The sequence below is a fragment of the Geminocystis sp. NIES-3708 genome, assembly GCF_001548095.1.
Lineage (GTDB): Bacteria > Cyanobacteriota > Cyanobacteriia > Cyanobacteriales > Cyanobacteriaceae > Geminocystis.
Genome location: NZ_AP014816.1, coordinates 23,704 through 50,642, shown reverse-complemented (window position 1 = coordinate 50,642; position 26,939 = coordinate 23,704). Strand labels below are relative to the sequence as shown.

The following is a 26,939-nucleotide window of genomic DNA, read 5'->3' as shown; positions in this document are numbered from 1 at the left end:
CCTCACAATGACTGATAGAGATTGCTTCGTTACCTCGCAATGACAAAAGGGATTGTCGCAATGACATTTAGACATTTAACCACCTCCTCTGGTGAATAAGTTATCTTCGATCGCTTCCATGATGCTAATAATGTATCTATAGCTCTTAGTTCAGCACTTCGGGTTACGTTACTATTAATCGTTTCAAGTGACTCGTTATTTTCTCTCTTTTCCCCTTCTGCTATGGGTGACGGGGTAACATTCCCTGTTAAAGCTCTTCCTGCTAAGGATTGAGCTACCAATTTAAGTTTATTCCCATCTGGTTGAGCTAGGGCAAGATAATTATTGATTTCTGAGGGTTTATGCTCTGCTAACCATAATAAACGGTGCAAAATGTCGATTAAGGTAGGTTCGTAACTTGTACTCCGTTTCACAGAAGTATCAGCTTTTTGACCTTTTTTCGGTTTAGTATTGGTTTCTGTGGCAATGTCAGCAAATACAGACGAATTAATCTCATCCCCAGCACTCTTACCCGAAGACGAGGATTTGTTAAATTCCTGTTTGCCTAAAGTATCCGCTCGAATGCCTAGGGTTTCATTTTTTCCTTTGTCTAGGTAGTTATGCAGTTGTACTTTATTCTTATCTTTCTTCACAAGGGCGGTTTTACCATCGGTTAAGCCACCAATGCCGTCTAATTCCACACCGACACCCCTTACTAAAGTGTTGGCTTCGTCAAATTCCACCACCGCTTCCCCATATTCATAACGGGCTAAGATATAGTATTGAGTGGGTTTATTCACCGCAGAAACGCCTTTTTGGTCACATCCTAACACTTCTTTGAGGATGGTTTCCGCTACTTCTTTCTGCACTTCATCTAAGAAGGTACTAGCCTCTAACTCTTCCCCGTTGAGCAATTCTACGGTGTCATATTGGGTATAGGCTTTTAATCCTGCACCAACACAAGCTATAACGAGATCTGCACCGCTAACTCCCTCATTCATCAAAGTTTTAACTCTTTCTTGGACTATTTCCCTTAATTGGGGGTGTACGTCCATGGCATAATCGCCTACTATTGCATGGATGCGTTTACGGACAACTAGGAAGATACTGGAAGCTAGGGCGGCGGAATCTTGTCCTCTTAATCTGGCAGCCATTTCAGTATCAAGGGGGAAGGCTTCGGTAATCATAAATCCAGCCCGTCTTAGGGAGTCTATTAAGGTTGTCCAACCTGATGTAGTTTTATGGGCATAAACAATGACAATTATTCCATCATCTTTTAAGACTCGATTGGCTTCACAGAAGGCTTGGTGCATCATATTTTCATAAGCCTGAGATGCCTTTTTTTTATCTCCCCCATGGCGTGAAGGTTCCATGATTGCTTCTTTTTTCTTCGGTGTCAGTTGACTGGAGAAGTGTTCGGGATAAAGATGCCCAATACTACGCTTAAACCATACATAGAAGTAATCGGATAAGTCAGCATAAGGTACACTATCAAAGTAAGGGGGATCTGTTACTATTCCATCTAATGATTTATTTTCTAAGGGTAAAGCCATTGATGAACCACGATAAACTTTACTATAATTTATTAAGTTGTTATTGGGAGAAAGGTTTAAAAAATGTGACTCTTTATTGTTGCTTTTTATTCCTTCCGATGCAATCTCCTGATAATTTGATGGTTGTGGGGATTGCTTAACTTTCGTTTGTAATGACTGATTTAGATTATCGATTATTCCCTTACTACTGCCTTCTCTGTTTAAAACAGAAGTTATCCATTCTAAAGCACCTGTTGCATTTCCAGAAGCATTACCAATAGGGTTTATTTCGGTAAAATCCCATACCATTGGTAAGGCTTGGCGACTAAATGTGTTTCCTACTGTTTCTCTACTATTTCCCCATTTTGTTAATGAGCTATTATAATCAGTGAGGCGATCGCAAAGAATCCCTAAATAAGTAGTAACTGCCTTTGCAAATTCTTGTTTTTCTTCCTCAGATTGCCAACTACCAGTTTTAAAAATGGAATCTTTAACGATATTATCTCCATGATTATTACTGTTTATCGCCATAGCAATTTTCGAGACTGCCACATTATCATTAGGATTGTTAGAGGTGTTATTTTCATTGTCATTGGGAGTATTAAGGAAGCGATTTTTATTGTCATTGGGAGGCAACGAAGCAATCCCAGAGATGGTTTCACTGTCGTTTACCATGACATCACTACCATCATTGCGAGGGGTATTTCCAGTTAATTCTTCATTAGTAAAGTTTCCCACTCCCGAAGCAATCCCTTCATTCTGTAAAAAACCTTGAGATTGCTTCACTTCGATCGCCATCACACCATTATCGTCATTGCGAGTGTTAACGAAGTAATCACCTTTATTTAGAGACTCCGAGATGGCTTCACGATCGATCGCCATGACATCATCACCATCCGCCATGACACCATCACCGTTAGCCATGACAGAATCCCCCATCATTTCCTCATAAGCTAACCGCACCCACTTAACAAACGTCATCAAAGATAGTAACTGACGGGATGTAAATAACTGATACCATTTAACTAAACCGTAGGGTTGTACACGAAAACCTAAAACTCCATAATCGGGTAAAGGTTCATCAGGAATAGTTAAACCAGTATCTTGACAAAGTTTTTCTAAGCGTTGCTTAATGGCTTCTTCATTAGGGATATATTGCTGAAAATCATTAGCAGAGAGATAAGTTTTACCCTGAGCGTCAGGGGTTGTACAGACGATCGCCATTAACTGATGTCCAATTCTTCCAGCCTTACCTTCTTCTTTGACTTGCTTAACGTTAATAGTCGTACCACAATGATGACAAGTAGAATTACCCCGTGAACTACCGAGGGAGGGATCAAAACCCAAATCCTTAGCGGTTGTGGCTTCCACCACTTTAAACTCTACCTTCTTAGTCTGATAATTAGGACTGATTTTCAAAGCCACATACTTTTTCGACTTCTTACAAAGCCAAGTTTGACGCACCAAAGGTACATCTGCCCCACATTCAGGGTTAGGACATTTCACCGTGCGAGTCCATAAATAGGCAACGGGTACAAGCCTTTGGGATAAACTAAAATTTAACTGTTTTGGTTTAGTTTTGACTACATTCCCTAAATCTAACTCTCCTTGCTCATGGGAAGGCTTTATATCTTCTCCTATCTTAATCTCTGGGTATAAATCGTCAATTTCTGCCCTAACTTTCTCAATTACCCAATTACCCCACTTTTCCACTTCCGTAGCTAATGGCTTACCGTATTTTTGAGGATAAACCAGAGTACAAAGTTCGATGATATGGGCAACGGGGTTTAAATCCACTGCGTAGGTTTCACACCCTAACCGCAACGACTCCAAAGGTATCGCTCCCCCTCCTGCAAACATATCCAACACTTTGGGCGGTGGTACTTCTTTTAAGGGGGTATTAGCAGGTAAACCCAATCTGTCTCGCTGTGCTTCTAAAATACTCTTTCTCGCTTTGTTTATGGTATTCTCGTCCGCTTCCCACTTACACAAGTCAATCATCGCCTTACTTAATGCCGTGCGTTTTTGGGGAGTTTCGGGTGCCCGAATAAGGGAAGCATAAACTGCCGCCCGTGCCGCTACTAATGGTCGTCTTGCCCACCATAAATGTAGTGTCGAAATATGTCCTTTGCGAATCGATTTTTCTCTAGCGGATTCTTTGGATATTTCGGCTATGGGGATATAGTCTTCTATTAGGCGGCGATCGTCACTCATAAACTTTAGCACTTGTAATTATTTTAAGTGTAAAGCAAAATCGGGCTAAATTTGTGATAATCTTTCTCTTTCTGCTATGCGTTCATCATTATTCAATTGAAGTAATTTTACCGTTGTTCGTCCGATCGCTGTCAATCCTAACATCTGGAAATTATTAACTTCAAAATGTTTATCCCATTCTTGAATACGAGGATTAAAAAGAAAACAAAAATCCCCTGTTTGTGGATCAAATGAGCCTAAATCTGTTCCCTTATATTGGTTACAACGCCAACAAGTATAAGCTAAATTATTGGCTTCTGTTTTACCTCCATGTTTTTCTGCAATAATGTGGTCAATTTCATGGGAAAAGAAAGATAAATTAGCAGAAAGTAAACAATATTCACACCGATATTTTGCCCTTTCTTCTACCAAACGACGCAATGCGACAGGAATATAGGTGATACTCATAAATTAACTTTCTAAATAAGGAAAACTTCCTGCTTTAAGCATAATAATCAAGTGTTCAATGCGTTCATATTCATCAAGTTCTTGCTTTTCTGTAGATGTAAGTTTACCAGTTTTACTCCGTGTTAATAGCGTGTAGAGACGTTCCTGCATTTGAGCAGTAGGACGAAAAGCAACAATTTGTTCTGGTGTCGGTTTACTAGCTAAAAAATTGAGAATATAGTGATAAATCTTAGCAGGGAGTAGCGGTTGTTGCAAACTCAATGCTAAAACTTCAGGAAGTCGATCGCCTATTTGTAATAATTGTTCTGACAGTTCATCTGGAACTTCTAAGGTGATTTTTGCCATAATAAAAGTAGGTTATGGGTAGAAGAATAGTATTGAGCTTGATAGATTTATTTTAATCTAGTTTCTGAGACGATTTTCATAATCTCGTTCGGGAAAATTAAAGGGCGATCGTCTTTTGACATAAACTTTATCACTTGTAGTTATTTGTGTAAAGCAAAATCGGGCTAAAATCAGCGTTATTGTAGTTTTATTTAATTTTCAGTTTGATGGTGAATATAGTTTTCAAGAACATTATTTATTAATACTTCATAACTATTTTCTTGAGCATGACTTTTAAACCAGTTTATGAGATCTGATTTGATTCTAACGTTATCTGTCTTGGATTTGCGAGGATGTTCGATTCTTTTTGCTGTCTTGAAAAAATCTTCATTAATTTCAGGTATATCGCTAAAATCAATATCCTCATCAGACATTTCCCAGACAATTTTTTGTCTTTCTTCTTTTGACATATCAGAAAAATTTTTCTTATTCATATAGTTTTCTTTCCTGTTTAGAGGCTTTTCTCGCTGAAATAATCCGAATTTTGTCTGCTCTTTCAGTATAAACTACAATACCTAAAATATACTTATTGAGAGTTTCTAAATATATTTGACCTATGATGATAAATCGAGATTCACCATAAGCAAATCGATCGTCTTCAAAAATAATAGCGGATAAATCATCAAAAATTGACTGTGCTTCTTCAAAAGTAATCCCATGTTTTTGTTGATTACTAATATTTTTATTTATATCCCATTCAAAATTCATATTTATTTAACTATTGCTTTGCTTTTTTGACTGTAAACGGGGATTATCAGTCATAAAACTTATTACTTGTAATTATTTTAAGTGTAAAGGAAAACGGAGTTTTTTTTATTTAAGCCTAAATTTTTTGTTTTTGATTTACGAGAAACTAACTATTCAATTTGTTTCTTTAATTGATCATTTTGACTTCTCAATTCTTGAAGTTCTTTTTCTAATTCACGATTTTTTTTAGTCTTTTGCTCTAATTCTTCTTCTAACTCTTTCTGAGATTTATAATTTTTATATTTAATTTTAATTAACATAGCTAATTCATCTTTATAAGGGAGAATTGGTTGATATAGTTGATGATAAGCTCTTCCTATTGCTCCATGAAATAATTCCATTTCTGGTTTTTTTTGTCCATTTTTGAGAATATGAGGCTCAGCAATACCAGGATAAGGATCAATGTATATTATTTTTTGAATACCAAGTTGATAGGCTTTTTTTGCACACAATTCCCAAGGACTAGCCGTTGTAAACAATATTCCGCCTTCAATTCCAATACCACCGTATTTACTGATTTGTAAAAAAGCATTTTCCTCGGCGTGTAACGATCTAGTATGAACTTGATTTTTTTCCCTCTCTATACTATTTTTAACATCCTTAAAACAAAATGATAGATTTCTGCCTTTTAGTTCATCTGAATTTGAATTACTATTAAAATATGTTTCTTTCATTGTATCTTGAAATTTTTGGTCATTGTTTTCGTAATCACTAAATGCTTCTCTATCGTCATATCTAAACAAGGAAGTTGCACTACGCAATAAACAAGGAACTTGTCCTGCGGGAGTATCATTCCAACCAACCGCTTTGATAGAATAATTTTGATCTGTTATCACAGCTCCTACTTGCCTAGAAATACATCCAGAGTTTAGTTTTGCTCCATAGGCAATTTGCATACATCTTTCTGTAGGGCTTGGCGTTATTAACCCAGGGTGTATAATTAGTGCTAAATATTGGGCTAACTGCTTTTTCAGTAATGATCTGTCTTCATTACCTTGTTGTGGATTATTTAGATGTATATCTGATATTTCTATACATTTTTGAATATCCTCGGTAATAAATTTTGATAATTTTTTGAATTCTGAAGATTCTTCTATATTTTTTATTTGTTCTTTATTTAAGTTTTTTTGTTCCTGTAATCTTTTTATCCGAGTATCATCTCCAGTATTAATAGACATTAAATAAAAAGCAGAATATCTATCTTGAAAAAAAAATGCTTCAAATGGATTTTTTATAGCATCAATAACAATCATTGCATTTTGCTGGTGATTATTTTTCTTTTTAATTATCCTTCTAATTAATTTGATAAATGTATTGATTTTTTCTGCTATTTTATAGATATTATGATAACTACCATTATCAGTATTTGTTACAAATGCTTTATCAAAAAATCGAATATTATTGCCTATTAATTGATAGATTTTATCCTCTCTTACATCGGGATAAACTTCAGTGATAGTTTTTTTAATAGAGCAAGTAAAATCACCTAATGTTTTAAAGTAAAAATTATCACATTTTTCAAATTCTTCTTTTGTTATATCTTGTTCATCCTTTTTCAAAATTTCTTTGCATTCATTTCTTTCTTCTTTATATTTATCATAATCACTATTTATTTTCTGTTTAAATAGTTCTTTTTTATCATTTTCATTATCTTTATTATCATCTTTAGTTTCTATAGAATTAGTATGTATAAAATCAGTTAATTTTTCCACACTTTCATCTAAGATAAATAAAGTGATTATATCTGCCACAGAAATTTTATAAAATTTCTGCCAATGTTGAGAGATATAATCATAGACTATTGTGTATTTACGCTCACTATTCTTAGGAAAATTAGATCTAAATGGCTCAGGTAATTTTACTTGATTAAAGTCTTGAGTTAAGATATTAGCTACAGTAGAACAACCTGAACCAGCTCTACCCGTAAGACCAATAACGACGAATTTGCTACGTTCTTGATAAATTGTGTGTATTCCCTGCGAGCCGTTAGACATTATACTTTTTCTTAATATACTGAGTAGTACAGATAATATTTTTACTTATAGTTATTTCAATTAAGTTTGAGACACGTTGAAAAATTTTGTAGGGTTGGCATCGCCTACTATCTGGGTTTTTGAGATAAATATTACTATTCTTAAACTGTTTCATTCTTATTTGAAACGACTATAAACTAAAAATTTGATATTAAAGCTATATGTACTATAAATTTTATACTAAAAGTCAGTGTTTTTAATAATAAGAATCTCAGCAATTTTTAAATTTTCATACAAAACTCCAATTTTTTAATAATAATATGCAGGTATAAATATAATGATGAATTGGCATCAACTACTAAATCCTAAAAGATTGGGAAAAGATGAACCAGAAGATTTCGATTTTACACGCACTCCCTTTCAAAAAGATTATGATAAATTAATATTTTCTTCTGCTTTTCGTCGGCTAAAGGATAAAACACAAGTATTTTCTCTTGTAAAAAACGATTATGTTCGTACTCGTCTTATTCATAGTTTAGAAGTTTCCTGTGTAGGTCGTTCTTTAAGTAGATTTGTAGGCAAAGAAATCATTAAAAGATCTAAACTTAAAAATTTTATTTGCGAAGATTTTGGAGATATTGTGGCAGCCGCTTGTATTGCACATGATATTGGTAATCCTCCTTTTGGACATTCTGGAGAAGATGCAATCCGAAACGCATTTCGTTGTTTGACTAATCAAACTAATTTTATACAAGATTTAACTAAAGAACAAAAAAATGATTTTGATTGGTTTGAAGGAAATGCTCAAGGGTTTCGTATTCTAACTTACATAGAAGAAGCATCTATAAAAGGTGGAATGCAACTTACTTATCCCACTTTAGCCGCTTTCACTAAATACCCTAGAGAGTCTCTTATTCCAAACAATATAATCAAGGATTACACTGGGAGAAGTATATTAAAATACGGATTTTTTCAGTCAGAAAAATCATTATTTACTGAGATAGCAAAGGTACTAGGTTTAATTAAACGTTCTTCTGAAGTAGCTTGGTGGGCAAGACATCCCCTTACTTTTTTAGTTGAAGCAGCAGATGATATTTGTTATTCTATTGTTGATATAGAAGACGCATATCGTATGGGTTATATACCTTTTCAAGAAGTAAAAGATTTACTTAATCAAATTGCTCAAATAGACTTGAAAAAATATAGTAATTGTAGTGAAGAAGAACAAGTTAAATATTTAAGATCAAAAGCGATTAACCGACTGATTATGGCAACAGCAGAAATTTTTTTAGATCATGAACAAGAACTTCTAAGTGGTACTTTTGATAAAGCGCTATTATCCCAAACTTCTTATGCTGTTCATCTAAAAATAATTGAACAAAAAACTGCGCAATTAGTTTTCTTTCATCCAGATGTAGTTCGTATTCAAGTGGCAGGTTATGAAGTATTAGGAACGTTATTTACTAAGTTTGTTAATGCTATTTTTTCTAACAGTCGCAAAGACAAGTTACTGCTTTTAATGCTACCACAAAAATACCGTGCAGTTTCTTCTGAAAATTCATACCAGAAAATTTCAAAGATCATAGACTACATTTCTGGTATGACAGATTCTTATGCAACAAGTCTTTTTCAACAAATTCAAGGTATTTCTCTCGAATAGCTTAGAAGACTACTATGTTAATTATCGTCGTTAAATAATTCAATCTAACCAGAATGATACTGAGCTAAAGTTGAACCACCAATGATATAACGAGTTACTTGTTTAACCTCCTTAACATTACCAGCTAAAGCTACCACAGGATTTTGAATAGTTATTAGTTGCGGTGCATTAGTTTTACAACCCCATACCACATATAACCAGTAACTATCCCCTAATTGTTGCGCCCGTCGCCATTCATTGTTAGTTAAGCAAATATCTTGGTTAAAATCTGCTCTGCCTTTTACCTCAATCCTTCTTACTAGAACATTGTTACTATCATCTTCTCTATCTTCAACGCTAAGAATATCAAAACCGCAACCATCCCGAAGTTGACTAACATCAGTGGGAATCCAACCCCTTTCCCTTTCATAGTTCATCACATATTCCATGGCGATCGCCAATTAGGAAGATCATTAAAATAATCGGTAAAATATTTAGAAGGAGTTTTCCCCCTACCTTGCCTTTCAAGACAAGTTAAAACTAATAAATTTTGACTACGAGAAAAAGCCGTATAAAAGAGACGATAAAAATCAAAAAACTTAATTTCTGTTAGAGGTTCAAAAGGTGGATGATGATAATAATTATCCTCTAAAATTACTCCTAATTCTGTATCTTGACGATAGGGTACAGCTTCTAATGAATCAACTATTACCACAGGAAATTCTAAGCCTTTTGATTGGTGAATAGTCAAAAAAGAAACACAACCACTAGGGGCATATTCAGCCTCATCTTCATATTCATCAATACTGCCATCTTTTAAAAAACGGAAAAATTGATTAAATAATTTTTGTAAATAACTATCTAAATATTTAGGAGTAAAAACATTAATATTATTGAGATATTCAAACTTAGCTAATAACTGAGAGAAAATAGCTAAATTACGCATAACCCTACTATTTTTGATCCCTTTTGCTGTAAGAGATTTTCGTCTAAATATTGACTAAATAAAGGAAACTGTAATAGTTGATAAAATAAACCAGAAAAAGCATAATTAGTGTTATCAATTAAAGTTAAATGTTTTTTAGCTAAGGGCTTACACCACTTCAACAAGTCCTCATTTTCAGGTTTTCGTAACTCATTAGCAAATAATCGAAAATAATCATTGTCATAGTAATCCCAAATCGGTAAATCAATATTATCAGCCTATTTTCTAATCTTAGGAAACTGAGGAAATAAAAAGATTAAAGCACCGATAATTAATCTAATTTCTTCTCTGTCAAAAAACTGATTTGAACGAGGGGAATAAACACTTATTCCATGAGCTTCTAAATATTGGGCTAAAGCAATTACTTTGTCATTTTTGACCGAACGAAATAAAAAAGCTACTTGATTCCAATCAGTTAAATTACCACTATTTTTTTACTCTAATAAAAAAGCTAATACTTCCTCATGCCAATCTACCTTGCTTAAACCAGATGCCTTCATTACCCTAGGCACATCAGGAAAATCAGCCCCACGGGGTTTAATTTGCTTATCATAACGATAGGATTGATTCTTAATTACCCAATCTGGTTCTCTCATCCAACGGTTATAAAAATGGATTATTTCAGGGTGAGAACGATAATTAACGGTTAATTCTACCTGTTGACAGTTATTATCTGGGAATTTGTCTTTAAATTGCAGAATATTACGGATAGTTGCCCCTCGGAAACGGTATAAACCTTGGTCATCATCTCCCACTACACAGAGGTTAGGATTATCCCCTGCGATTAAATTTAAAATCCTATCTTGAATGGTATTAGTATCTTGATATTCATCTACCATCAAATAGTTAATTTTGCTTTGTAGAGTGCTTAAAACTTGGGGTTGATTTTGCAATAACCTTAATTGCTTCAAATTGGATTGTAGAGAAATCAAGGGCGTTTTCAGCTTCTAACTGTTGTTGATAAAGTTGGTAACATAATCCTAATGTCTTAACATTTTTTTCAGGGGCATTAATTAAAATTGCCGTTTCTAAGGCTTCTTCACTGACAGTATTTAACCATCTTAAAAGTTTAGCAGTTTTAGTCCATGTACTTTCAGCGCGATCGCCCCAAATTAATTCAATATTGGGAATATTCTGATAATCAGCTAACCTTTGATAGAGAAAATATTGTTGGTCAAACTGATCCATCATGATAAAGTTACGCTTAAGACGGGTAAACTCTCGGTATTCATCTAACTACCGCAGACATATAGAATGAAAAGTACCCAAATACATCTCGTTAAGGTTAAAACGAATATTAAGCTGATTAAGACGATTAGAAATTCTAGTAGTTAATTCATGGGCAGCTTTCTCGGTAAATGTCACCACAAATAACGATTCAGGAGTAACATCTTTTTGGGTGATTAGATAAACAATTCGCTCAACTAAGGTAAAAGTTTTACCACTGCCCGGACCTGCTATGATTAATAAAACTCCTTCTGTGGTTTGAATTGCTTTTAGTTGACTTTCATTAGCATTAGTAGTAAATAAGTTGGGTAATAGTTGTTCTGAGTTTTTATTTAAAATCATATTATTTTATTAAACATATTTCTTTTAAGATCATACCAATTGATTATTTGAGAATTAAATCGTGCTAATTCTAATTGGATAAAACTGACAATCGAACTAAAAATATGAGTTTTGATTTCCTCTTTGCTAGGGGTCTAATTTTCACAAACTTTTAAGTACGCAAAAATCAAATCTAAAATTGCAAAGATTTAACAATCTAAACATACAAAATATGAATACGAAACAAATAAGGATTTTTCGCTATCAATCTCCTGTAAAGGTTTTAGGTTTTTTTTCTCGTGCCGTAATTTGGGTACAAGGATGTAAATTTGCTTGTCCTAATTGTATTGTGCCAGAATCATGGGATTTAGAAGAAGGAGGGGAATCAATTTCTCTTCAATTTTTAGCGGATTGGATTTTAACTCAAAAAGGGATAGAAGGAGTTACTTTTTCAGGAGGAGAACCCATGTTACAAGCAGAAGAATTAAGTAATTTAATAGATATAATTAAGTTAAAAAAAGATTTAGGAGTTGTTTGTTACACTGGTTATACTTTAGAAAATTTAGTTCGTTATGGTTCTCAATATCAGAAGTTATTTTTAAGTAAAATAGATTTATTAATTGATGGTTTATATAAAGAAGAATTACACAGTGATTTGCGTTGGCGAGGCTCAAAAAATCAAAGATTATTACCTTTAACTAATCGTTATAAAAAGTTAGTTCAAGAAATATTAAAACAGGATGATTCTGGTTGTGGGTTAGAATTTTTTGTGGATAATAATGGTATTTTAAGTTTTAATGGTGTTCCTAATCAACCTAATTTTAGAGAGATGTTTGAACAAAAAATGTTAGAAAAAGGAATAAAATTGCCAAGTGATTAACAATTACCTCAGTTCTAAGTAGGTGAGTAAAATTAATTGTGCATTTTATTTATATCAAACCTCTGATAACAATAACGGGCAGCTTCGCACTCGCATGAGTGCATCGCCTATATACAATTAATTTTGTCTGAGTACTTATGTTCTCGATTGTATCTAAGTTTTTATGATAGCATATTGTTGCTTTGCAATATATTTTTTTTGTTTGTATTATTAGAGTTATTCAGAATAAGTTAACAATTCTTTACCAAAAAATTCTCGAATAATTATGTAAAATAACTTTACACATTATGTGCAAAAAAATAATGCGTATCGTTGAAATTGGGCATACAGGGGTAGGAAAAACAACTTATATGGCTACTTTGTATGGAATACTGCAAAAGGGAATAGAAAGTTTTGGTTTAAAAGCACAAAATTCTAATGATCATGAAAGACTTATGGAGTTAGCCCAAAATATTTCACAAGGAATATATCCTTCAGCAACAGATCAACGCAGAGAATATAACTTTTATTTACAATATGACAATAAAAATATATTTCCTTTTACATGGGCTGATTATCGAGGGGGGGCAATACGGGAAACTCAAGATAGTGAACAGACAAGACTTTTAGTAAGTGATTTACGTCAAGCTGATGGTATTATGATGTTTTGTGATGGTCATGCTTTAGCAAGTGGAGATATTCGTAGTAATCAAATAGGTAGAATGACGGCTTTGATTAATAAAACTTTACCTTATATTAACCGTCCTATTTCACTGGCGATAATTCTCACTAAAGCAGATTTAGTTACTCAATTCACTGAATCAATGTTAGAAAGTTTTCGAGGTTTATTAACAGCGATTGAGGCAAGTCCTTCCATATCAGGTTGTATTTTGCCTATTACTTGTGGTATTGAATCTCATAATGTTGAAAAACCATTACTATTTGCTTTGCAAGTAGCAGTTAACTTACAGTTAAAATATCTAGAAAAAGAAATTGCTGAACATGAAAAAATGGCAAGATATTATCAAGATAAAAGTTATTCTTTTCGTGGATTTTTACATGATATATGGAAAACAATAATCGAAGAGCCTACTTATTCAGATATATCAAATGCAAAATATCAAGAGGCTTATAAAAAAAGACAAGAATACAAACCTATAATTTCACCAGTAAGGGCATTAAATAAACATATCGAAGAACATGATTATTTGTGGATTTGTCAAAAAAAATAAATGAGGTATTAAAGTCATGTCAAAATGTTCAGCTATTGTTTATGGTAGAACTTATGAAGTAGATTTTCGGTTTATTGCATTACCTGAAAATTTTACTGATGATGATAAAAAATGGATTGAGAATTATATTAAAGTAACAACAAGGACAGCCGAAAAACTTACTAATAATCCAAGATTTAGTATTGTAAAAAACTCTCAATATTGTGTTTTTGGGGTTACTTGTTTAGCTAGAGATTTACATAATGTTATTGAAGAGACTAAAGATAAATATGATCGTCCCTTATATGGATTTTTTGGTTATGTGATTTCTGTTAATGAAAATGTAGAGGCAATTCATTGTTTTTTAGAGCCAAATATTGATTTATTTAAACCTCTTTATAATTATATTTTGGAACATTGGAATACAAGAAAAAAATTATCATCACCAATTCGTGTTTCTTATAACGAAAACCTTAGTAAATATGGAGAAATTAATAACCAAAAGTATTTAGATATTGATTATAAAAAAATAAGATACAATACAAGTAGCGAAAAAGAAATTTATTTATATCCTAGTTCTTCTGAATATAATCATTCGCTGTGGTCAATTACTATTGATAATATTCTTAAAGATTCAGTTAATTTAGTTTCTTTATGTTTAAATTTAACGAATAAATCTGACCTTGAGAATGCTCCCTTTTTAAATGTAACAGTTAATGGAATTACTTCTTTTGAGATATATACGAAAGAATCAAAGATTCAAACTGAAATAAATATTCCTGAGAATGACTCTACGGGAAAAAATGATTGTACTGATAGAGTGCTTGAAAAGTCTTCCCAATCGTCAATACAGAAAGGAGAAATAAATCAAAATGTAGATAAAAATCCTTCTATTTCGGAAAATTCAAAAGACGTAAATGTTGAAGCTACTCAGGAAAATATTAACAAAGAAGAAAAAAATAAGAAAAATAAAAAACAACCAGATTATTTATTTATTATTTTATTTATTATTTTTAGTGGATTAACTTTTTCTATTATTTTTACGAACATAAAAAATTTAAGTATATTATCCAATAATGTAATAATATTTATATTTTTTATTAGCTTATCATTGTCAGTTTTACTTGCTTTTTACCTAGCTAAAAGAAAGCAAAAACCAACAAATCAATCAAAAAGCTCTCAATCTTCAACTGAAAATAAAACCTTCCCAGATAAATTAAAACCTAAAAATAAAAATACTATTAGTAATAGTAAACAGACTAAAAGTAAAGATCCATTTGATGAGTTTTAAAATTATGAAAATTGTCATGTTAGGACATAGTGGAGTCGGTAAAACAACTTATATGGCATCGCTCTATGGAGTTTTACAGCAAAGTGTACAAGGTTTTAGATTAAAAACTACAGCCAATGAAGATCATAAAAGATTGGTCGAACTAGCGGAAAATATTCGTCAAGCAAATTATCCTTTAGGAACAGATCAGCGAAAAGATTATGATTTTGATCTCCGTTATCAAGGAGATAATGTTTTGACATTTTCATGGTCAGATTATCGTGGACGGGCTTTAACGGAAACTCAAGATAGTGAACAAGCTAAATTACTACTACAAGATTTGAAAGAAGCTGATGGAATAATGATATTCTGTGATTCTTTTCTTTTAAATCAAGGAAAAGTACGAAATAGTCAAATAGGTAGAATGATTAGTCTTATTAATCATAGTCTGAAAGAATTAGAACATCCTTTATCTATTTCAATTCTTCTAACTAAATTTGATTTACTTGAAAATATTACCAATCAATTAATAAAACCATTTGAAGGCTTAATTACTACTATTAATTGTAGTAACAATATTTTAGGAGCTTTTATTCCTGTTGGATGTGGGGTTAAGCAAATAAACATTCCCATTCCACTTTTATTTATACTTAATACTGCCGTTTCTAATCGTTATCATGTTGCTCAAAAATCATTGGTAAAATCTAAATCAGAAGCTGAAGAATTTGCTAAAAATAGTCAAGGATTAGGAGGAAATATTAATTGGATTGTTAGCAAAATTACTGGAGAAGAAAGTAATCATGAAAAAGCTATTAACGCTAAAGCAAAAGCTGAATTACACAAAAAAGAATGGGAACTTATTAAAGCTACCTGTGAATCTCTTGAAAAATACATAAAAAAAATTCCTTTGATAAAAAATAACATGACTATAGATAAATACACAGAGGAAATCTTAGCTATAAAGAGTGGTATAATTTCACAGAGAATAGAAAACTTAGATCCTTTTGCAATTTTTGATTAAATTTAAGTTATTCATACCTCTTTTGTTAAACTCCGAAAATACTTGCAATTTATAAATCCTAGAAGTCTTTAACACTAAGCGATTGCCCATTCCTGCCTCTTTTTTATTAACAATTTATCATACTCAAAGTAACAGAGCCATTTTTTAAAATAATATGACACAAAATATAAAAATTACAATGTTAGGTACAACAGGGGCAGGAAAAACTTGTTATATTCTGGGGCTATACTCCACAATGCAATTAGGACTACAAGGTTTTTCTCTTTCTTGTCAAGATATGGATGATGATTTACGTCTCACAGAACAATGGGAACAATTAGTTTTTGCAGAAGAAGGGGAAGATCGTTGGCCATCAGCAACGGGAAATGAACCACATAATTATGTTTTCGATTTCAATTATGCTTTAAAACATATGATGGGTTTTGAATGGTTAGATTATCGAGGTGGGGCAATGTCAGATTCTCAAACAGAATCTGATGTTAAAATTCTTACAACACATTTAGTAGAATCGTCTTGTGTTTTTCTTTGTATTTCTGGAGAGCTTTTAAAGCAAAAACTCACTGAGTCTCAACTCAATATCATTGCGAGAAGAGCTGGTGTTACTAGAATGAATAGCTATTTAGCTAAACTAGCACAAGCAAAACAACCAACTAATGAAAATCCTTATCCAGTAGTTATTACCATCACCAAATATGATCAGTGCTTCCACAGAAATAAAGATGAAATTTTAGAAGATATAAAAAATATATTTCGTATCTTTTTTCAACCCAATTCTGGTTGGCTTACTATGATTTGTCCAGTTAGTTTAGGTAAAGAGTTAGCTGAGAATAAAAATACTGGTGAGATAGAGCCAAAAAATATGCACCTTCCTCTAGTATTTGCCATTTATTGTGGTTATAGCAACCAACTTAGACAGCAAGAAAATATAGCTAAAAGCAATAGAGATAATTTGAATAGCCTTAGAGAAGGTAATTTTTTAGACCGTTGGTTTAATTCTGAACAGATTAAATCCCTAGAGGGTACTTTATACAATAATCAAGAACAAATTGAAGGATTGAAAAAACAGATGAGATTTCTCAGTCAAGAGTTGACTAATGCTAACCTATATTTAAGTGGAACGGAGATGCAATTAGATGTCTAAACCTAAATGGAAACCTGTTGTTTATACCAGAACTTATGAAGTCGATTTTCGATTTATTACATTGCCAAATGATTTTGATTTAGAGACAAAAAATTGGCTTGAAAGTTATATTTCTCCCAGTATGAGATCTGTTCAAACTAAAAATTTATCAGATCATCCTCGTTGGGTATTGGTAAAAAATGAACAGTATTGTTTGGTAGGAGTTACTTGTCTGGTACGAGATTTGATTTCCTCTTCAGAAGAAAACCAAGAATACACTCAAGATACTTGTGGAAGACCAGTTTATGGTTTTTTTGGTTATGTGTGTGAGATGGATAATATGTTTGAAAATGATGATTTTGATATTCCATCTAAAATAATGAGTAATTTTGAGTCTCTTTTTAATTATGTTAAAGATGAGTGGTTTTTAAAATCTTATCAGATTAATCAAAGACAAACAGAAGAATCAGAATCTATAGTAATCGAGACAAATAAACAATCACATCAGTTAGTTTACGAAAATAATTTTCAAAATCAGGATGAAGTTGTTTTTGAAAAACTAAACTATCCAAACGAAAAAACTACTAAATTATGGAATGTAAAAAATAATGAAAAACTATGGAAATCAGCCAATAACCTAAATCAAAATGTATCTCTATGTCTTAACTTAGCTAACGAATCAGATTTGATTAATAGTCCTTTTTTAAATGCCACAGTTTTAGATATTCAAGAGGACAAAGAACTAATTATAAATAATCAAAAAAAACAGATAAAACTACAAAATTTAGGTGAAATAGATAATGGTTTAGAACAACAAAATAATAATTGGAATGAGGAATTTAATAAAAGTAATTTAAGAGGAAATGAACAAGACTTTGTTCAAACACCGAGACATAAAACCCGAAATTATGATTTAGATTCAGAACAATATACAGAAAATAATAAATTTGGTAATTATTCCGAAAAAAATGGTATTTCTAATATTGTTGATAGTATTGTTGATGTTGGTGTTGATGTTGGTAACGTTGTATATGGAATTTTGACAGATAAACGAACGACTATGGAAATAAATGAATATATTTTTAAGGCAAAAGAATATCTTGAAGAAACAAAAAAATTATATTATGATAAAGAAAAGAATTTAACTGAAAAGCAAAAACTTATTTGTCAAGAAAAATTAGGAGACAGTCAAAAAATAATTAGAAGTGTTGAAAGAGATGCAACAAATGTAGCATGGAAATTACAACATCCAAATCCAAAAAAAGGAATAAAAATTTTAGACCAGAGAATTGAAGAAGCTATAAATTATATATCCGAAGTAAATTCAATTCTTACCAATAAAAATCCTCGGTTAGGACTTAAACAGAAGGAACAATCACAAGATAGTGAACAAAATCAAAGTATATGGGATTTTTAAATTTAGTTAATTCTATAATCATAAAAATTTTACTTATTAAAACAATCAAAAACAATCAAAAATATCACCTGGTGACTTATTTTTTTGCTCTTTTTTAAATTTTTCTATTTCTGCTTTGGCTTCAGATAACTCAGTTTTTAATTGAATATTATATTGATTAACATTATTTAATTGAGTTTCAAGCTCATTATTTCTGTTGTTACTAATAGATAACTGATTTTGTATTTCTAAAACTTGATATCGAAACTTCTCTAATTCTATTTGTAACTTTTCTTTTTCGATAATTGCTTCTTTTTCTATCTCTTTAATATTAGGAGAGAGTATCTTTTTTGGGTGATTATTATCTTGTTCATTTTGTTGTTTTGAATAGGGTATGGGAATACTATCATCGCCGAAACCATTAGTCATAATTTTAGCTGCTAAGATTACTATTATAGATATAATAACTTCATTGGTGAAAATAAGGGAATAGTCTTCTTCTATATTAAACGTTGACTATATCTATGACTTTTCTACGGTAAAACAACCATTTTGATGGATTTTGTGAGATAATCAGAACATAGTTAATTTCCCATAAATATTATGAGTGGTAGCCCTAAATACACTAGTGCCACATTAGATACACAAAGACAGCAACAGCTAGAAGCACAAAGAAAGAGAAAGGCGGATGAAGAAAAACGCAAAAGAGATGCGGAAATCGCTCGACAAAGGGAAATTAGGTTAAATAATCTTCGTAATCAGCTAAATTCTCAGATAGAGGCGATCGCACTCGATATTACTCATCAAGAAGATTCTCTCTACCCTCAAGATACACAGCAATTAGAAGATAGAGTGGCAAAATTAGAGGAAAAAAGGCAAAAAGCGACTAATGAGACGCAATTACAGGCGATAACGTCAGAAATAGAAGAAATTAAAGCGGATATTTATTTAGCGGTGAGTCGTAAACGGCGAGATGATGCGGAAAAACAACGACGGGCAGAGATTGAAAAACTCCAATTTGAGTTTACAGAATTAAAGACACAGTTACAACAAATTGATGATGCTATCCGCACTAAGTTTGATATTAACGGTACGGCAAATGTAGAATCTAAGCTGAATCGGTTACAACAAGCCTTTAATGGTGGCAATCCTGAAGTTGTAAAGCCTTTACTACAAGATTGTCAAGGATTGCTCGATCGACATCTTAAAAGGGTGTTAGAAGGTCAAAAACAATGGGAGAAGGCGAAAAATGAAGCAAAACAAGCCGAAAGTGAACTACAAGCTCTTATAAGCGGTTTAAAAGCCGATCAAGTGGTTTTTTCTTGGTGTCATCATCTTGTTGCGGAGTTAGAACAGCTACAAACTCAGATACAAAGTTCTATCGAACTTGAGGATTTTAAGCAACCATTGCAGATATTAACCCAAGCCCAAACCCAAAGCGAAAATATCATCAAAACTGCTAATGAGGCACAACTAAAAGCAGAACAAAGAGACTATATCGCCGATAGTATTGCCCAATCCTTAGAGGAAATGGGGTTTAACTTAGTGTATCGTCAAGCGGAACATCCTGATCATCCTGCGACGGCTATCATTTTAGGGGCGGCGACAAACTCAGGTAAGGGAATCAGCGTCAGTGTGCCTGTAGAGGGGAAAATTTACTACGATATTGATGGTTATACTAAAACTACTAGCACTAATGTTAATGGAGAAGTTATTGCTACTTGTGATGAAGCCGAAGGAGCAATAACTGAATTACATGAGTTGTTACAAGCAGAATTTGGTATCAAAATGGATGAATTACGGTGGGAAGATAAAGATCCCCAACGTATTACTCGTACAGCTGATGAATTACCAAATTATGATCAAAGTCGAAGTCAAAGTATTTAATGCCCTGAATTAAAATTCAGGCTAATTTTTCAATATTTATGGGAACAATACTCACTCTACTTATTATTAAATTATGATGAAAATATGCACTTAATTTCCACTGGAAAACTCAAACAAGCGACATTAAAATATCCAGATGTCGAAAAAATAATTAAGGCTTTTTGTAAAACTATAAAACAAGCAGAATGGAGAAATTTATTAGACGTACAAAAAATATATCGAGATGCTGAATCAGTTGGTAATTTTACAGTTTTTAATATCAAAGGGAATAAATATCGTCTGATTTTGGATATTGATTATCAAGAACAAATAGCTTATTTTAAATACTTTTTAACCCATGCAGAATATGACAAGGAGGATTGGAAAAATGACCCTTACTTTAAATAAAGCTAATTATTTACAACTATTAACAGATAGTAAAATCATTCCTAAACTTATCGATAATGAAACAGAGTATCAAGAATATTTAGCCGTTGCTGAAAAACTAATTGCGAAAAGACAAAATAGAACTTTAGAAGAATCAGTGTTATTAAAATTGCTAGTAAAATTAATTGAAGATTATGAAGAAAAAACCTATGAAATTGATGATTGGGCTAATGTGTCTCCCTTAGAAATTTTAGAACATTTTATAGAATCAAAGGGGTTATCAACGGAAGAATTAGTTAAGATAATGGGTTCAGAAAAAATAGTTAATGATATTAGAAAAGGAAAGGAAAATATTAACAAAATTCAGGCTCAAATCTTGGGTAATTATTTTCAAATATCTCCTAATTTATTTTTAAATATTTAGCCGATACACTGCTCACTCTACAAAATACATATAATCAAGAAAAAAATGAATCAATTAGTCTCATCCCGTTGGATTACCGATTTTATTAAACACCGTTACCATCGTCTCCATAGCATTATTTATGGTAACATTCATGACCAATTTTTATGGCAGGGAAATTATCAAAACTTAGAAAATTTTCTCACCTGTTATTTTCAAGATTTAGGCTTTGAAATTATCGTCACCTACGACATGATTGATGGTTTTAATTTTAACAGTGATGAAGCCAAAAAAGAATTTCAAAATTTAGCCCGTCATCGTCTTGCAGAAAAACATCAAGCTAGTCTTGGTAACAGTGAAATTAATAATCCTCCCTCGCCTACTAACCCTAGTAATAACAACCCCTTATCACCACCATCAAGAGGAAATCCGGGGGGAAGAATGCCTCAAAATCTCAATACGAGAAAATCTCCTGAAGATGCCTTTGGTGATTTAAGGGCGGTATTATCTCAATCGAAAAGGGCGATCGCATCTATCATTAACTTAGGGGATATGTTAACCAGCGATGGTAGTCGTTACAGTGCAGACGAAAGAAATCCCTTAGCACTACTGAAAAAATGCCTATTAGAAGCAGAAGTCATCAGACAAGGAGAATTAACAGGTTATCGCAATACCGTTATCATCATCGCCGATGACTTAAAACGGATTCCCGAATGGTTGCATCAACATAACCCCTTTGTAGATATGGTGCAAGTATCCTACCCCAACAAAGAAGAGAGAAAAGAATTTGCCTTGCGTTTCTTGAATAGATTTTATCAGGGAGAAACCATCAACACCCAAAAATCAGACAACCAACCCTCAGAATTAGAAACCATAGCCGAAGAATTTGCCGACTTAACCGACGGATTTCGGGCGATGGATTTAGATGCCTTGCGTTTAACCTCCCATCAAGAAAGAATCCCCGTCAAACAGAAAGAAATTTGGCGCATAGTAGATTATTACAAATTTGGCTTAAAAGAAGATCCTTGGGCGCAACTTAACCCCGAAAAAGTACGACAGGCAAGACAACAGTTATCCAGTCGAGTTATCGGGCAACCGAGAGCGGTAACAGCAGTTACAACAATGTTAACCAGTGCTAGAGTTGGTTTAACCATGACGGGTAATAGCGGTAATAGTGGCAAACCAAAGGGCATATTCTTTTTTGTTGGTCCTACAGGTGTAGGAAAAACCGAATTAGCCAAAGCCGTCACTGAGTTAGTATTTGGCGATGAAAAAGCCTTTGCTCGATTTGACATGAGCGAATACAAAGAAGAACACGCCGCCGAAAAATTAGCAGGTGCACCCCCCGGATTTGTAGGTTATGAAGAAGGTGGGCAATTAACCAATCGTGTGTTAGAAAAGCCTTATAGTATCCTTTTGTTTGATGAAATAGAAAAAGCACATCCGAAGGTATTAGACAAGTTTTTGCAGATATTAGAAGATGGGCGACTTACAGACGGAAAAGGGCAAACCGCTTATTTTAACCAAACAGCAATTATTTTTACCAGTAATATCGGTGCTTCTGATTTATCAGATCCGCAAACGGGTACAATTATCCGTGAGGGAATTATGAAAAGAGCGCGACAGGGGGAAATTCTCACCTATGAGGAGGTAGAAAACCACTTTAAACAGGAAGTTGATTGGTATTTTACTAGCCGTATTGGCAGGGCTGAATTATTAAATCGTTTAGGAGATAATATCGTAGTTTTTGATACTTTACGCCCTGATTTTGTCACTCAAATTAGCGATAAATTTCTTGGTCAATTAGTCAAGAATGCTCAAGATAAATATCAATTTCAGATTACTTTTAATGATAGTGTAGGGGAGTTTTTAACTAATAAAATGAAAGAGGGAAATAATTTATTATTTGGGGGGAGAAAAATTAAAAATTTATTAGAAACCTATGTGGAACGTCCGTTAAATATGTGGATTTTTACTAATTATCCCAATGCTGAAGAGTTACGAGATTTATCTTTTAATATTGGGTTGAATAATTTAGGAAAATTGTTAGTAAATAATGGTTAAGTATGAAATAAATTTTGCTCTTCTACAAAGACTATAAAGGTAATATTAAAATGATTATATTTTATTTATCAGATATTTAATAAATATCGATTGTATGAAAAATATCAGATGATTTAGTCTTATTTTAATTAGTTTATTAATCCCATTTCATAAAATATTTTCTCAAGAATTATTAAACAAGAATTCAGAATATAATAGTGGATCAATAGTTAATATTAATAGGCGGAAACATAGAGTTCGTACAACCAAGTGCAACTTACATAAAAACTATTGATATATAACCCTTTTGAAGTTTTAGTTAGAAAAATTTATTTCAGATCGTCTTATATTAAATAATAAGTCTTATAAATATACCATTTAAAAGCTATTTGACAAAAATTACTTAATATATATATAGAGTTGAAAAAGATTGATAAAAAAATATTTAGGAGATCTCTGCCGAAAATGAAACGAATTTTCTACTATCCGGCGGAAATAGAAGGTTCGCGCAACGAGGGGCAATCAATTCATCAGTACTATAAAAAGTTGTAAAATAAGACTTAATTGATAAGAAATACAAATCACATACTTTGCCGAGTTCGTTTCATTTTCGGCAATGTTTATTATTTTAAATATGTATTTACAATACTTCGATGGCATGGTTTTTCACTTTACAAAGTTCTATTTTAGGCAAAGATTTTTTTGTAAATATTATGTTTTTAAATATAAGTCATGCTAATTAATGATAGCGATTACTGAGAGAATTATTAAAAAATCATCTAATTTTTGAAAGCCTTGTATAGTAAACATTTGAAATGTAGTTTGCCCCTAGTTGTGCGAACCTTCTATTTCCGCCTAAGTGACGGCAAAATTATTGATATTCAGGCAAGTTAATAACTTTCGCCACAAGGAAGAATTGGAGACCTTTGATTACCTTAAAAAATTAATTTTATTCTTTTTCCTTTGTCGTAATAAAAAACCATCAGAATCGTTCACGGTTGAGTCGATCGCAATATGAGTAAATAGAGAAAAACTCTTAAAAATACTATACTTTATCCTCTTTGCGATATTCCAAAGCTCTTTTAACTAAGCTACCTTGCCATTTAGTCGATTTACCAGTAACTGAAGTCAGATATTTCCCTTCTAACAATTTCGCTATTGCAGAATGAGACATATTTTCATTCTTTGCTAATTCGGGCAAAATAATATTATCCAGAGCTTCTTTTAATGTGCCGATCTCATTGTCACAATTAACAGTATCTTTACTTTCTGTTACAGCTTCAACCTCAACCGCTAAATTTTTGATGTATGGGTTTTCGTTATCCACTGGTAACGTTTTTATTGAACTTTCAGAATCAACTATCCCATCATCACTTAAAACAATATTGTTATTTACGGGCTTGTCTTCAGTATCAGGTATGTTAATGACCTAATTCTTCATTTACGGGCAAACTAGATGATTCTGAGAGGGTATTATTTTCTGTAATATCTTCTTTAATAGTATCGGTTAACTTATTATTGTCTATACTGTCTATACATTGACTAGATAAATTATTGTCTATATCATTAACTATCTTTTGACTAGACAATGCTTTATCTTTTCAGAATAGTCATTATCTATAAAATGACTAGACAAATCATTATATAGCTGAGTGTATAGTTTTTTGTATAGACTAGCTTCTAACTTTTTTAGAGTATCCTCATTATTCCCAACATCAGCAATGTCTATATTTTGTCTATCAGTACCATTAAGGCAATTTAGTATAAAAGTTCTCAGAGTATCAGAAATATTAGAATTATGGTTCTCAGTCCATAACTTAAAACTGTCATACAATTCTTGTTTTATTCGTACCGTTATTAATTTATCTTTTGCCATTGCCTTAACATTATCTATAAATTGACTATACAAAATAGTATAGCAGACTTGACTATAAAATGTCTATATTTTGTCTTGACAAATAATAATGAAGTGGATACAGTAAAAGTGTAGGTTAGAATTAAACCAAAAAGAGTAGCGGTCAACTACTCCTTTATCATTTACATAAAACTTAAGGACATTTTATCATGACACAAACAATCGAGGTTGGCTTAATTGATGTACTAAATAAACTAGATGCAAAAATAGACAAGCTGGATAACAAGATAGACTCACTAGAGGAAAAGTTAGAAAGCAAAATAGACGCTTTAGCAGAAAAGTTAGACACTAAAACCAATGCTTTAGGGGATAAGCTCAATAGCAAAATTGACAAGTTAGAGACATCCATAAATAACCGCTTTAATACTTTAACTTTAGGCTTTTTTGGGTTCGTTGGTGTTTTAGTAACAGGATTGTTAGGTATTGTTACTAAAATCGTATTTTTTCCTAATCTCTAAATAATTCATAGTAGCTGTAACAAGCTACTTTTTTGAAAAACTACGATCTTGATCAATCTTTTAAACCAAAAAATTTTATAACTTATATATAGCAATAATTTAAAGCTATTTTATCATTCTTTTTATTGACATTATCAGAATAATAAAATATAATATAATTATTGAAATATAAAGAGTTTAAGCGATTATGCTTAAAAAATTAGTTGGTTATGTCAGAGTTAGTAGTGAATCACAAGAAGACAATACTTCACTACAGAATCAAATTGAAAGAATAGAAAGTTATTGTAAGGCTTTTAATTACGAATTAATACAAATATTTAAAGAAGTAGCAACAGGTACTAAAGCCGACCAAGAAACTAGACCAATATTTAATCAAGCTATTAAATTTTTGAAAGAAAATAAAGCTGAGGGTATCATCGCTTTAAAACTTGACAGAATAGCACGAAATACTAGAGATGTATTGACTTTAGTTGAGGATGTGTTAGAGCCACAAAATAAAATGTTAGTTTTACTTGACTTACAAGTAGATACCTCTACACCAACGGGCAAAATGATCCTAACTGTCATGAGTGCCGTTGCTCAATTAGAAAGAGACACTATAAACGAGCGTACACAAGGAGGAAGAAAAGCTAAGGCTAAAACTGGTGGTTATGCTTACGGGAAACCGAAGTATGGATATAAGACTGAAGACAAAGAATTAACCACTGATGATAACCAACAGGATGTTATCAGAATCATCAAAAATCATCGCAAATCAGGAAAAAGTTATCAAAAGATAGCAAATTATTTGAATCTGAAGGGAATAGCTACAAAACAAGGAAGACAATGGTCAAGCAGTGTAATTTATCGAATCTGTAAAGATTCTTAGTTGAAATTTAATCCTCAAGGGGATAAAAATCCCCACAAAAACCATTTAAATGCGTGACTAAACAAAGCGGTTTACATTAACAATGTTACTCAAAAATTAGGAAAAAACGTAAGGTGAACAATAATATTATTCAAATCGATAAATTGTACATCCATAAATTTAAATAAAAAAACTTTCCATTTTCTTTCATTTCATTCCATATTTTCTGTAGTACTTCAAAAAAATATCCCCTCAAAAACATTCGTTTATATAGTTGTATTATATCTTTTTTGCTTGTTTATTACTAACTTCAATGATACTAAGAATAGCTATAATATATATTTATAAATAGTTTTCAGTTTTTTAAATATTATTTATATTTGTAATATTTTTTTTGAAGAGTTTGATATTGCCTAAAAAAGGTAAGTATAATTATACTCTATGGATAATTTTTTAAATCTGAAGTAAGATTGGAGTTGCTGTTAAAAATTATTTTTTGACATTAAAAAAAGTTTAATACTGGAAATATTAAACGCTTTAAGTTAATAAGTAATAAGTAAAAAATAATACCGAAAACAGATTTTTAAATTTCATGGCATTATTTACTTTTTTTAACAGTTTTGGAAAACTTTACCTTTCAAAACTAACGTTATGTTAACAAATTCTTTCACAAAAAGCAATTACAGAAGCTCTAA

At 32.0% G+C, this 26,939-nt stretch carries 26 protein-coding genes and 1 pseudogene; 13 read left to right on the top strand and 14 right to left on the bottom strand.

Annotation, left to right across the window (positions count from 1 at the left end; all coding sequences use genetic code 11):
• Positions 1 to 29 precede the first annotated feature (29 nt).
• The 6 genes from GM3708_RS17240 to GM3708_RS17215 form a co-directional block, all read right to left on the bottom strand.
• Entirely contained in the window at positions 30 to 3,725 is a 3,696-nt protein-coding gene (locus GM3708_RS17240) for a DUF1156 domain-containing protein (protein WP_066349605.1), read from the bottom strand.
• Positions 3,726 to 3,770: 45 nt separating this feature from the next.
• On the bottom strand, positions 3,771 to 4,172 hold the full coding sequence (locus GM3708_RS17235) for an HNH endonuclease (protein ID WP_066349604.1): 402 nt from the start codon (positions 4,170 to 4,172) through the stop codon (positions 3,771 to 3,773).
• Positions 4,173 to 4,175: 3 nt separating this feature from the next.
• Positions 4,176 to 4,517: a hypothetical protein gene (locus GM3708_RS17230; RefSeq protein ID WP_066349603.1), complete on the bottom strand. Its 342-nt coding sequence runs from the start codon at positions 4,515 to 4,517 to the stop codon at positions 4,176 to 4,178.
• A gap of 191 nt (positions 4,518 to 4,708) precedes the next feature.
• Positions 4,709 to 4,990, bottom strand: coding sequence for a hypothetical protein (locus GM3708_RS17225; protein ID WP_066349602.1), 282 nt, complete (start codon positions 4,988 to 4,990; stop codon positions 4,709 to 4,711).
• Positions 4,983 to 5,264: a BrnT family toxin gene (locus tag GM3708_RS17220; protein ID WP_066349600.1), complete on the bottom strand. Its 282-nt coding sequence runs from the start codon at positions 5,262 to 5,264 to the stop codon at positions 4,983 to 4,985. Before GM3708_RS17220 ends, GM3708_RS17225 begins: the two co-directional genes overlap by 8 nt.
• A 149-nt stretch (positions 5,265 to 5,413) precedes the next feature.
• The gene (locus GM3708_RS17215; protein ID WP_066349598.1) at positions 5,414 to 7,297 is read right to left on the bottom strand and encodes an anti-phage dCTP deaminase; all 1,884 of its coding nucleotides are present in this window, start codon (positions 7,295 to 7,297) and stop codon (positions 5,414 to 5,416) included.
• A gap of 319 nt (positions 7,298 to 7,616) precedes the next feature.
• Here GM3708_RS17215 and GM3708_RS17210 point away from each other — a divergent pair, with 319 nt between their 5' ends.
• Positions 7,617 to 8,936 carry a deoxyguanosinetriphosphate triphosphohydrolase gene (locus GM3708_RS17210; RefSeq protein WP_066349597.1) on the top strand — a complete coding sequence of 440 codons (1,320 nt, stop codon included), beginning with the start codon at positions 7,617 to 7,619 and terminating at the stop codon, positions 8,934 to 8,936.
• Between the two features lie 44 nt (positions 8,937 to 8,980).
• Here the strand turns inward: GM3708_RS17210 and GM3708_RS17205 are convergent, their stop codons facing one another.
• The 4 genes and pseudogenes from GM3708_RS17205 to GM3708_RS19830 form a co-directional block, all read right to left on the bottom strand.
• Complete coding sequence (locus GM3708_RS17205) at positions 8,981 to 9,376, bottom strand: DUF3883 domain-containing protein (RefSeq protein ID WP_144439372.1); 396 nt, start codon at positions 9,374 to 9,376, stop codon at positions 8,981 to 8,983.
• Positions 9,352 to 9,861: a 3'-5' exonuclease gene (locus tag GM3708_RS19565; RefSeq protein ID WP_066349595.1), complete on the bottom strand. Its 510-nt coding sequence runs from the start codon at positions 9,859 to 9,861 to the stop codon at positions 9,352 to 9,354. Before GM3708_RS19565 ends, GM3708_RS17205 begins: the two co-directional genes overlap by 25 nt.
• Positions 9,849 to 10,022 (bottom strand): hypothetical protein, encoded by a 174-nt coding sequence (locus GM3708_RS19560; protein ID WP_231933248.1) that lies wholly within the window; start codon positions 10,020 to 10,022, stop codon positions 9,849 to 9,851. The genes GM3708_RS19565 and GM3708_RS19560 overlap by 13 nt, the downstream gene beginning before the upstream one ends.
• Positions 10,023 to 10,334: 312 nt before the next feature.
• Positions 10,335 to 11,469 (bottom strand): annotated as a pseudogene (locus GM3708_RS19830) (ATP-dependent helicase).
• A 211-nt stretch (positions 11,470 to 11,680) separates the two neighbouring features.
• Here GM3708_RS19830 and GM3708_RS17180 point away from each other — a divergent pair.
• The 6 genes from GM3708_RS17180 (at position 11,681) to GM3708_RS17155 (ending at position 18,346) form a co-directional block, all read left to right on the top strand.
• Positions 11,681 to 12,328 carry a 4Fe-4S single cluster domain-containing protein gene (locus GM3708_RS17180; protein WP_066349585.1) on the top strand — a complete coding sequence of 216 codons (648 nt, stop codon included), beginning with the start codon at positions 11,681 to 11,683 and terminating at the stop codon, positions 12,326 to 12,328.
• A 302-nt stretch (positions 12,329 to 12,630) separates the two neighbouring features.
• Positions 12,631 to 13,539, top strand: coding sequence for a TRAFAC clade GTPase domain-containing protein (locus GM3708_RS17175; protein ID WP_066349584.1), 909 nt, complete (start codon positions 12,631 to 12,633; stop codon positions 13,537 to 13,539).
• 16 nt (positions 13,540 to 13,555) lie between these two features.
• On the top strand, positions 13,556 to 14,809 hold the full coding sequence (locus GM3708_RS17170; RefSeq protein ID WP_066349583.1) for a hypothetical protein: 1,254 nt from the start codon (positions 13,556 to 13,558) through the stop codon (positions 14,807 to 14,809).
• A complete protein-coding gene (locus GM3708_RS17165; protein WP_066349582.1) occupies positions 14,799 to 15,809 on the top strand; it encodes a TRAFAC clade GTPase domain-containing protein in 1,011 nt (336 codons plus the stop codon). The genes GM3708_RS17170 and GM3708_RS17165 overlap by 11 nt, the downstream gene beginning before the upstream one ends.
• Before the next feature lie 154 nt (positions 15,810 to 15,963).
• The gene (locus GM3708_RS17160) at positions 15,964 to 16,950 is read left to right on the top strand and encodes a hypothetical protein (protein WP_066349581.1); all 987 of its coding nucleotides are present in this window, start codon (positions 15,964 to 15,966) and stop codon (positions 16,948 to 16,950) included.
• On the top strand, positions 16,943 to 18,346 hold the full coding sequence (locus GM3708_RS17155) for a hypothetical protein (RefSeq protein ID WP_066349580.1): 1,404 nt from the start codon (positions 16,943 to 16,945) through the stop codon (positions 18,344 to 18,346). Before GM3708_RS17160 ends, GM3708_RS17155 begins: the two co-directional genes overlap by 8 nt.
• Before the next feature lie 45 nt (positions 18,347 to 18,391).
• On the opposite strand, the gene GM3708_RS17150 is transcribed toward GM3708_RS17155, so the two are convergent.
• The gene (locus tag GM3708_RS17150) at positions 18,392 to 18,754 is read right to left on the bottom strand and encodes a hypothetical protein (protein WP_066349579.1); all 363 of its coding nucleotides are present in this window, start codon (positions 18,752 to 18,754) and stop codon (positions 18,392 to 18,394) included.
• 174 nt (positions 18,755 to 18,928) lie between these two features.
• On the opposite strand from GM3708_RS17150, the gene GM3708_RS17145 reads away from it, so the two are divergent.
• The 4 genes from GM3708_RS17145 (at position 18,929) to GM3708_RS17130 (ending at position 23,045) form a co-directional block, all read left to right on the top strand.
• Positions 18,929 to 20,212, top strand: a complete 1,284-nt coding sequence (locus tag GM3708_RS17145) for a hypothetical protein (RefSeq protein ID WP_066349577.1) — start codon at positions 18,929 to 18,931, stop codon at positions 20,210 to 20,212.
• A gap of 84 nt (positions 20,213 to 20,296) precedes the next feature.
• Positions 20,297 to 20,599 (top strand): type II toxin-antitoxin system HigB family toxin, encoded by a 303-nt coding sequence (locus tag GM3708_RS17140; RefSeq protein WP_066349576.1) that lies wholly within the window; start codon positions 20,297 to 20,299, stop codon positions 20,597 to 20,599.
• Positions 20,580 to 21,002, top strand: a complete 423-nt coding sequence (locus GM3708_RS17135) for a type II toxin-antitoxin system HigA family antitoxin (protein WP_066349574.1) — start codon at positions 20,580 to 20,582, stop codon at positions 21,000 to 21,002. Before GM3708_RS17140 ends, GM3708_RS17135 begins: the two co-directional genes overlap by 20 nt.
• 45 nt (positions 21,003 to 21,047) lie before the next feature.
• On the top strand, positions 21,048 to 23,045 hold the full coding sequence (locus GM3708_RS17130; RefSeq protein ID WP_066349572.1) for an AAA family ATPase: 1,998 nt from the start codon (positions 21,048 to 21,050) through the stop codon (positions 23,043 to 23,045).
• 1,024 nt (positions 23,046 to 24,069) lie between these two features.
• Here the strand turns inward: GM3708_RS17130 and GM3708_RS17125 are convergent.
• The 3 genes from GM3708_RS17125 to GM3708_RS17120 form a co-directional block, all read right to left on the bottom strand.
• Complete coding sequence (locus GM3708_RS17125) at positions 24,070 to 24,351, bottom strand: hypothetical protein (protein ID WP_066349570.1); 282 nt, start codon at positions 24,349 to 24,351, stop codon at positions 24,070 to 24,072.
• A gap of 94 nt (positions 24,352 to 24,445) precedes the next feature.
• Positions 24,446 to 24,613 carry a hypothetical protein gene (locus GM3708_RS18765; protein WP_158505892.1) on the bottom strand — a complete coding sequence of 56 codons (168 nt, stop codon included), beginning with the start codon at positions 24,611 to 24,613 and terminating at the stop codon, positions 24,446 to 24,448.
• Entirely contained in the window at positions 24,595 to 24,933 is a 339-nt protein-coding gene (locus tag GM3708_RS17120; RefSeq protein WP_066349568.1) for a hypothetical protein, read from the bottom strand. The genes GM3708_RS18765 and GM3708_RS17120 overlap by 19 nt, the downstream gene beginning before the upstream one ends.
• A gap of 155 nt (positions 24,934 to 25,088) precedes the next feature.
• On the opposite strand from GM3708_RS17120, the gene GM3708_RS17115 reads away from it, so the two are divergent.
• Both GM3708_RS17115 and GM3708_RS17110 read left to right on the top strand, forming a co-directional pair.
• Positions 25,089 to 25,397, top strand: coding sequence for a hypothetical protein (locus GM3708_RS17115; protein WP_066349566.1), 309 nt, complete (start codon positions 25,089 to 25,091; stop codon positions 25,395 to 25,397).
• 187 nt (positions 25,398 to 25,584) lie between these two features.
• Complete coding sequence (locus tag GM3708_RS17110) at positions 25,585 to 26,265, top strand: recombinase family protein (RefSeq protein WP_066349565.1); 681 nt, start codon at positions 25,585 to 25,587, stop codon at positions 26,263 to 26,265.
• The last annotated feature ends 674 nt before the right edge of the window (positions 26,266 to 26,939 follow it).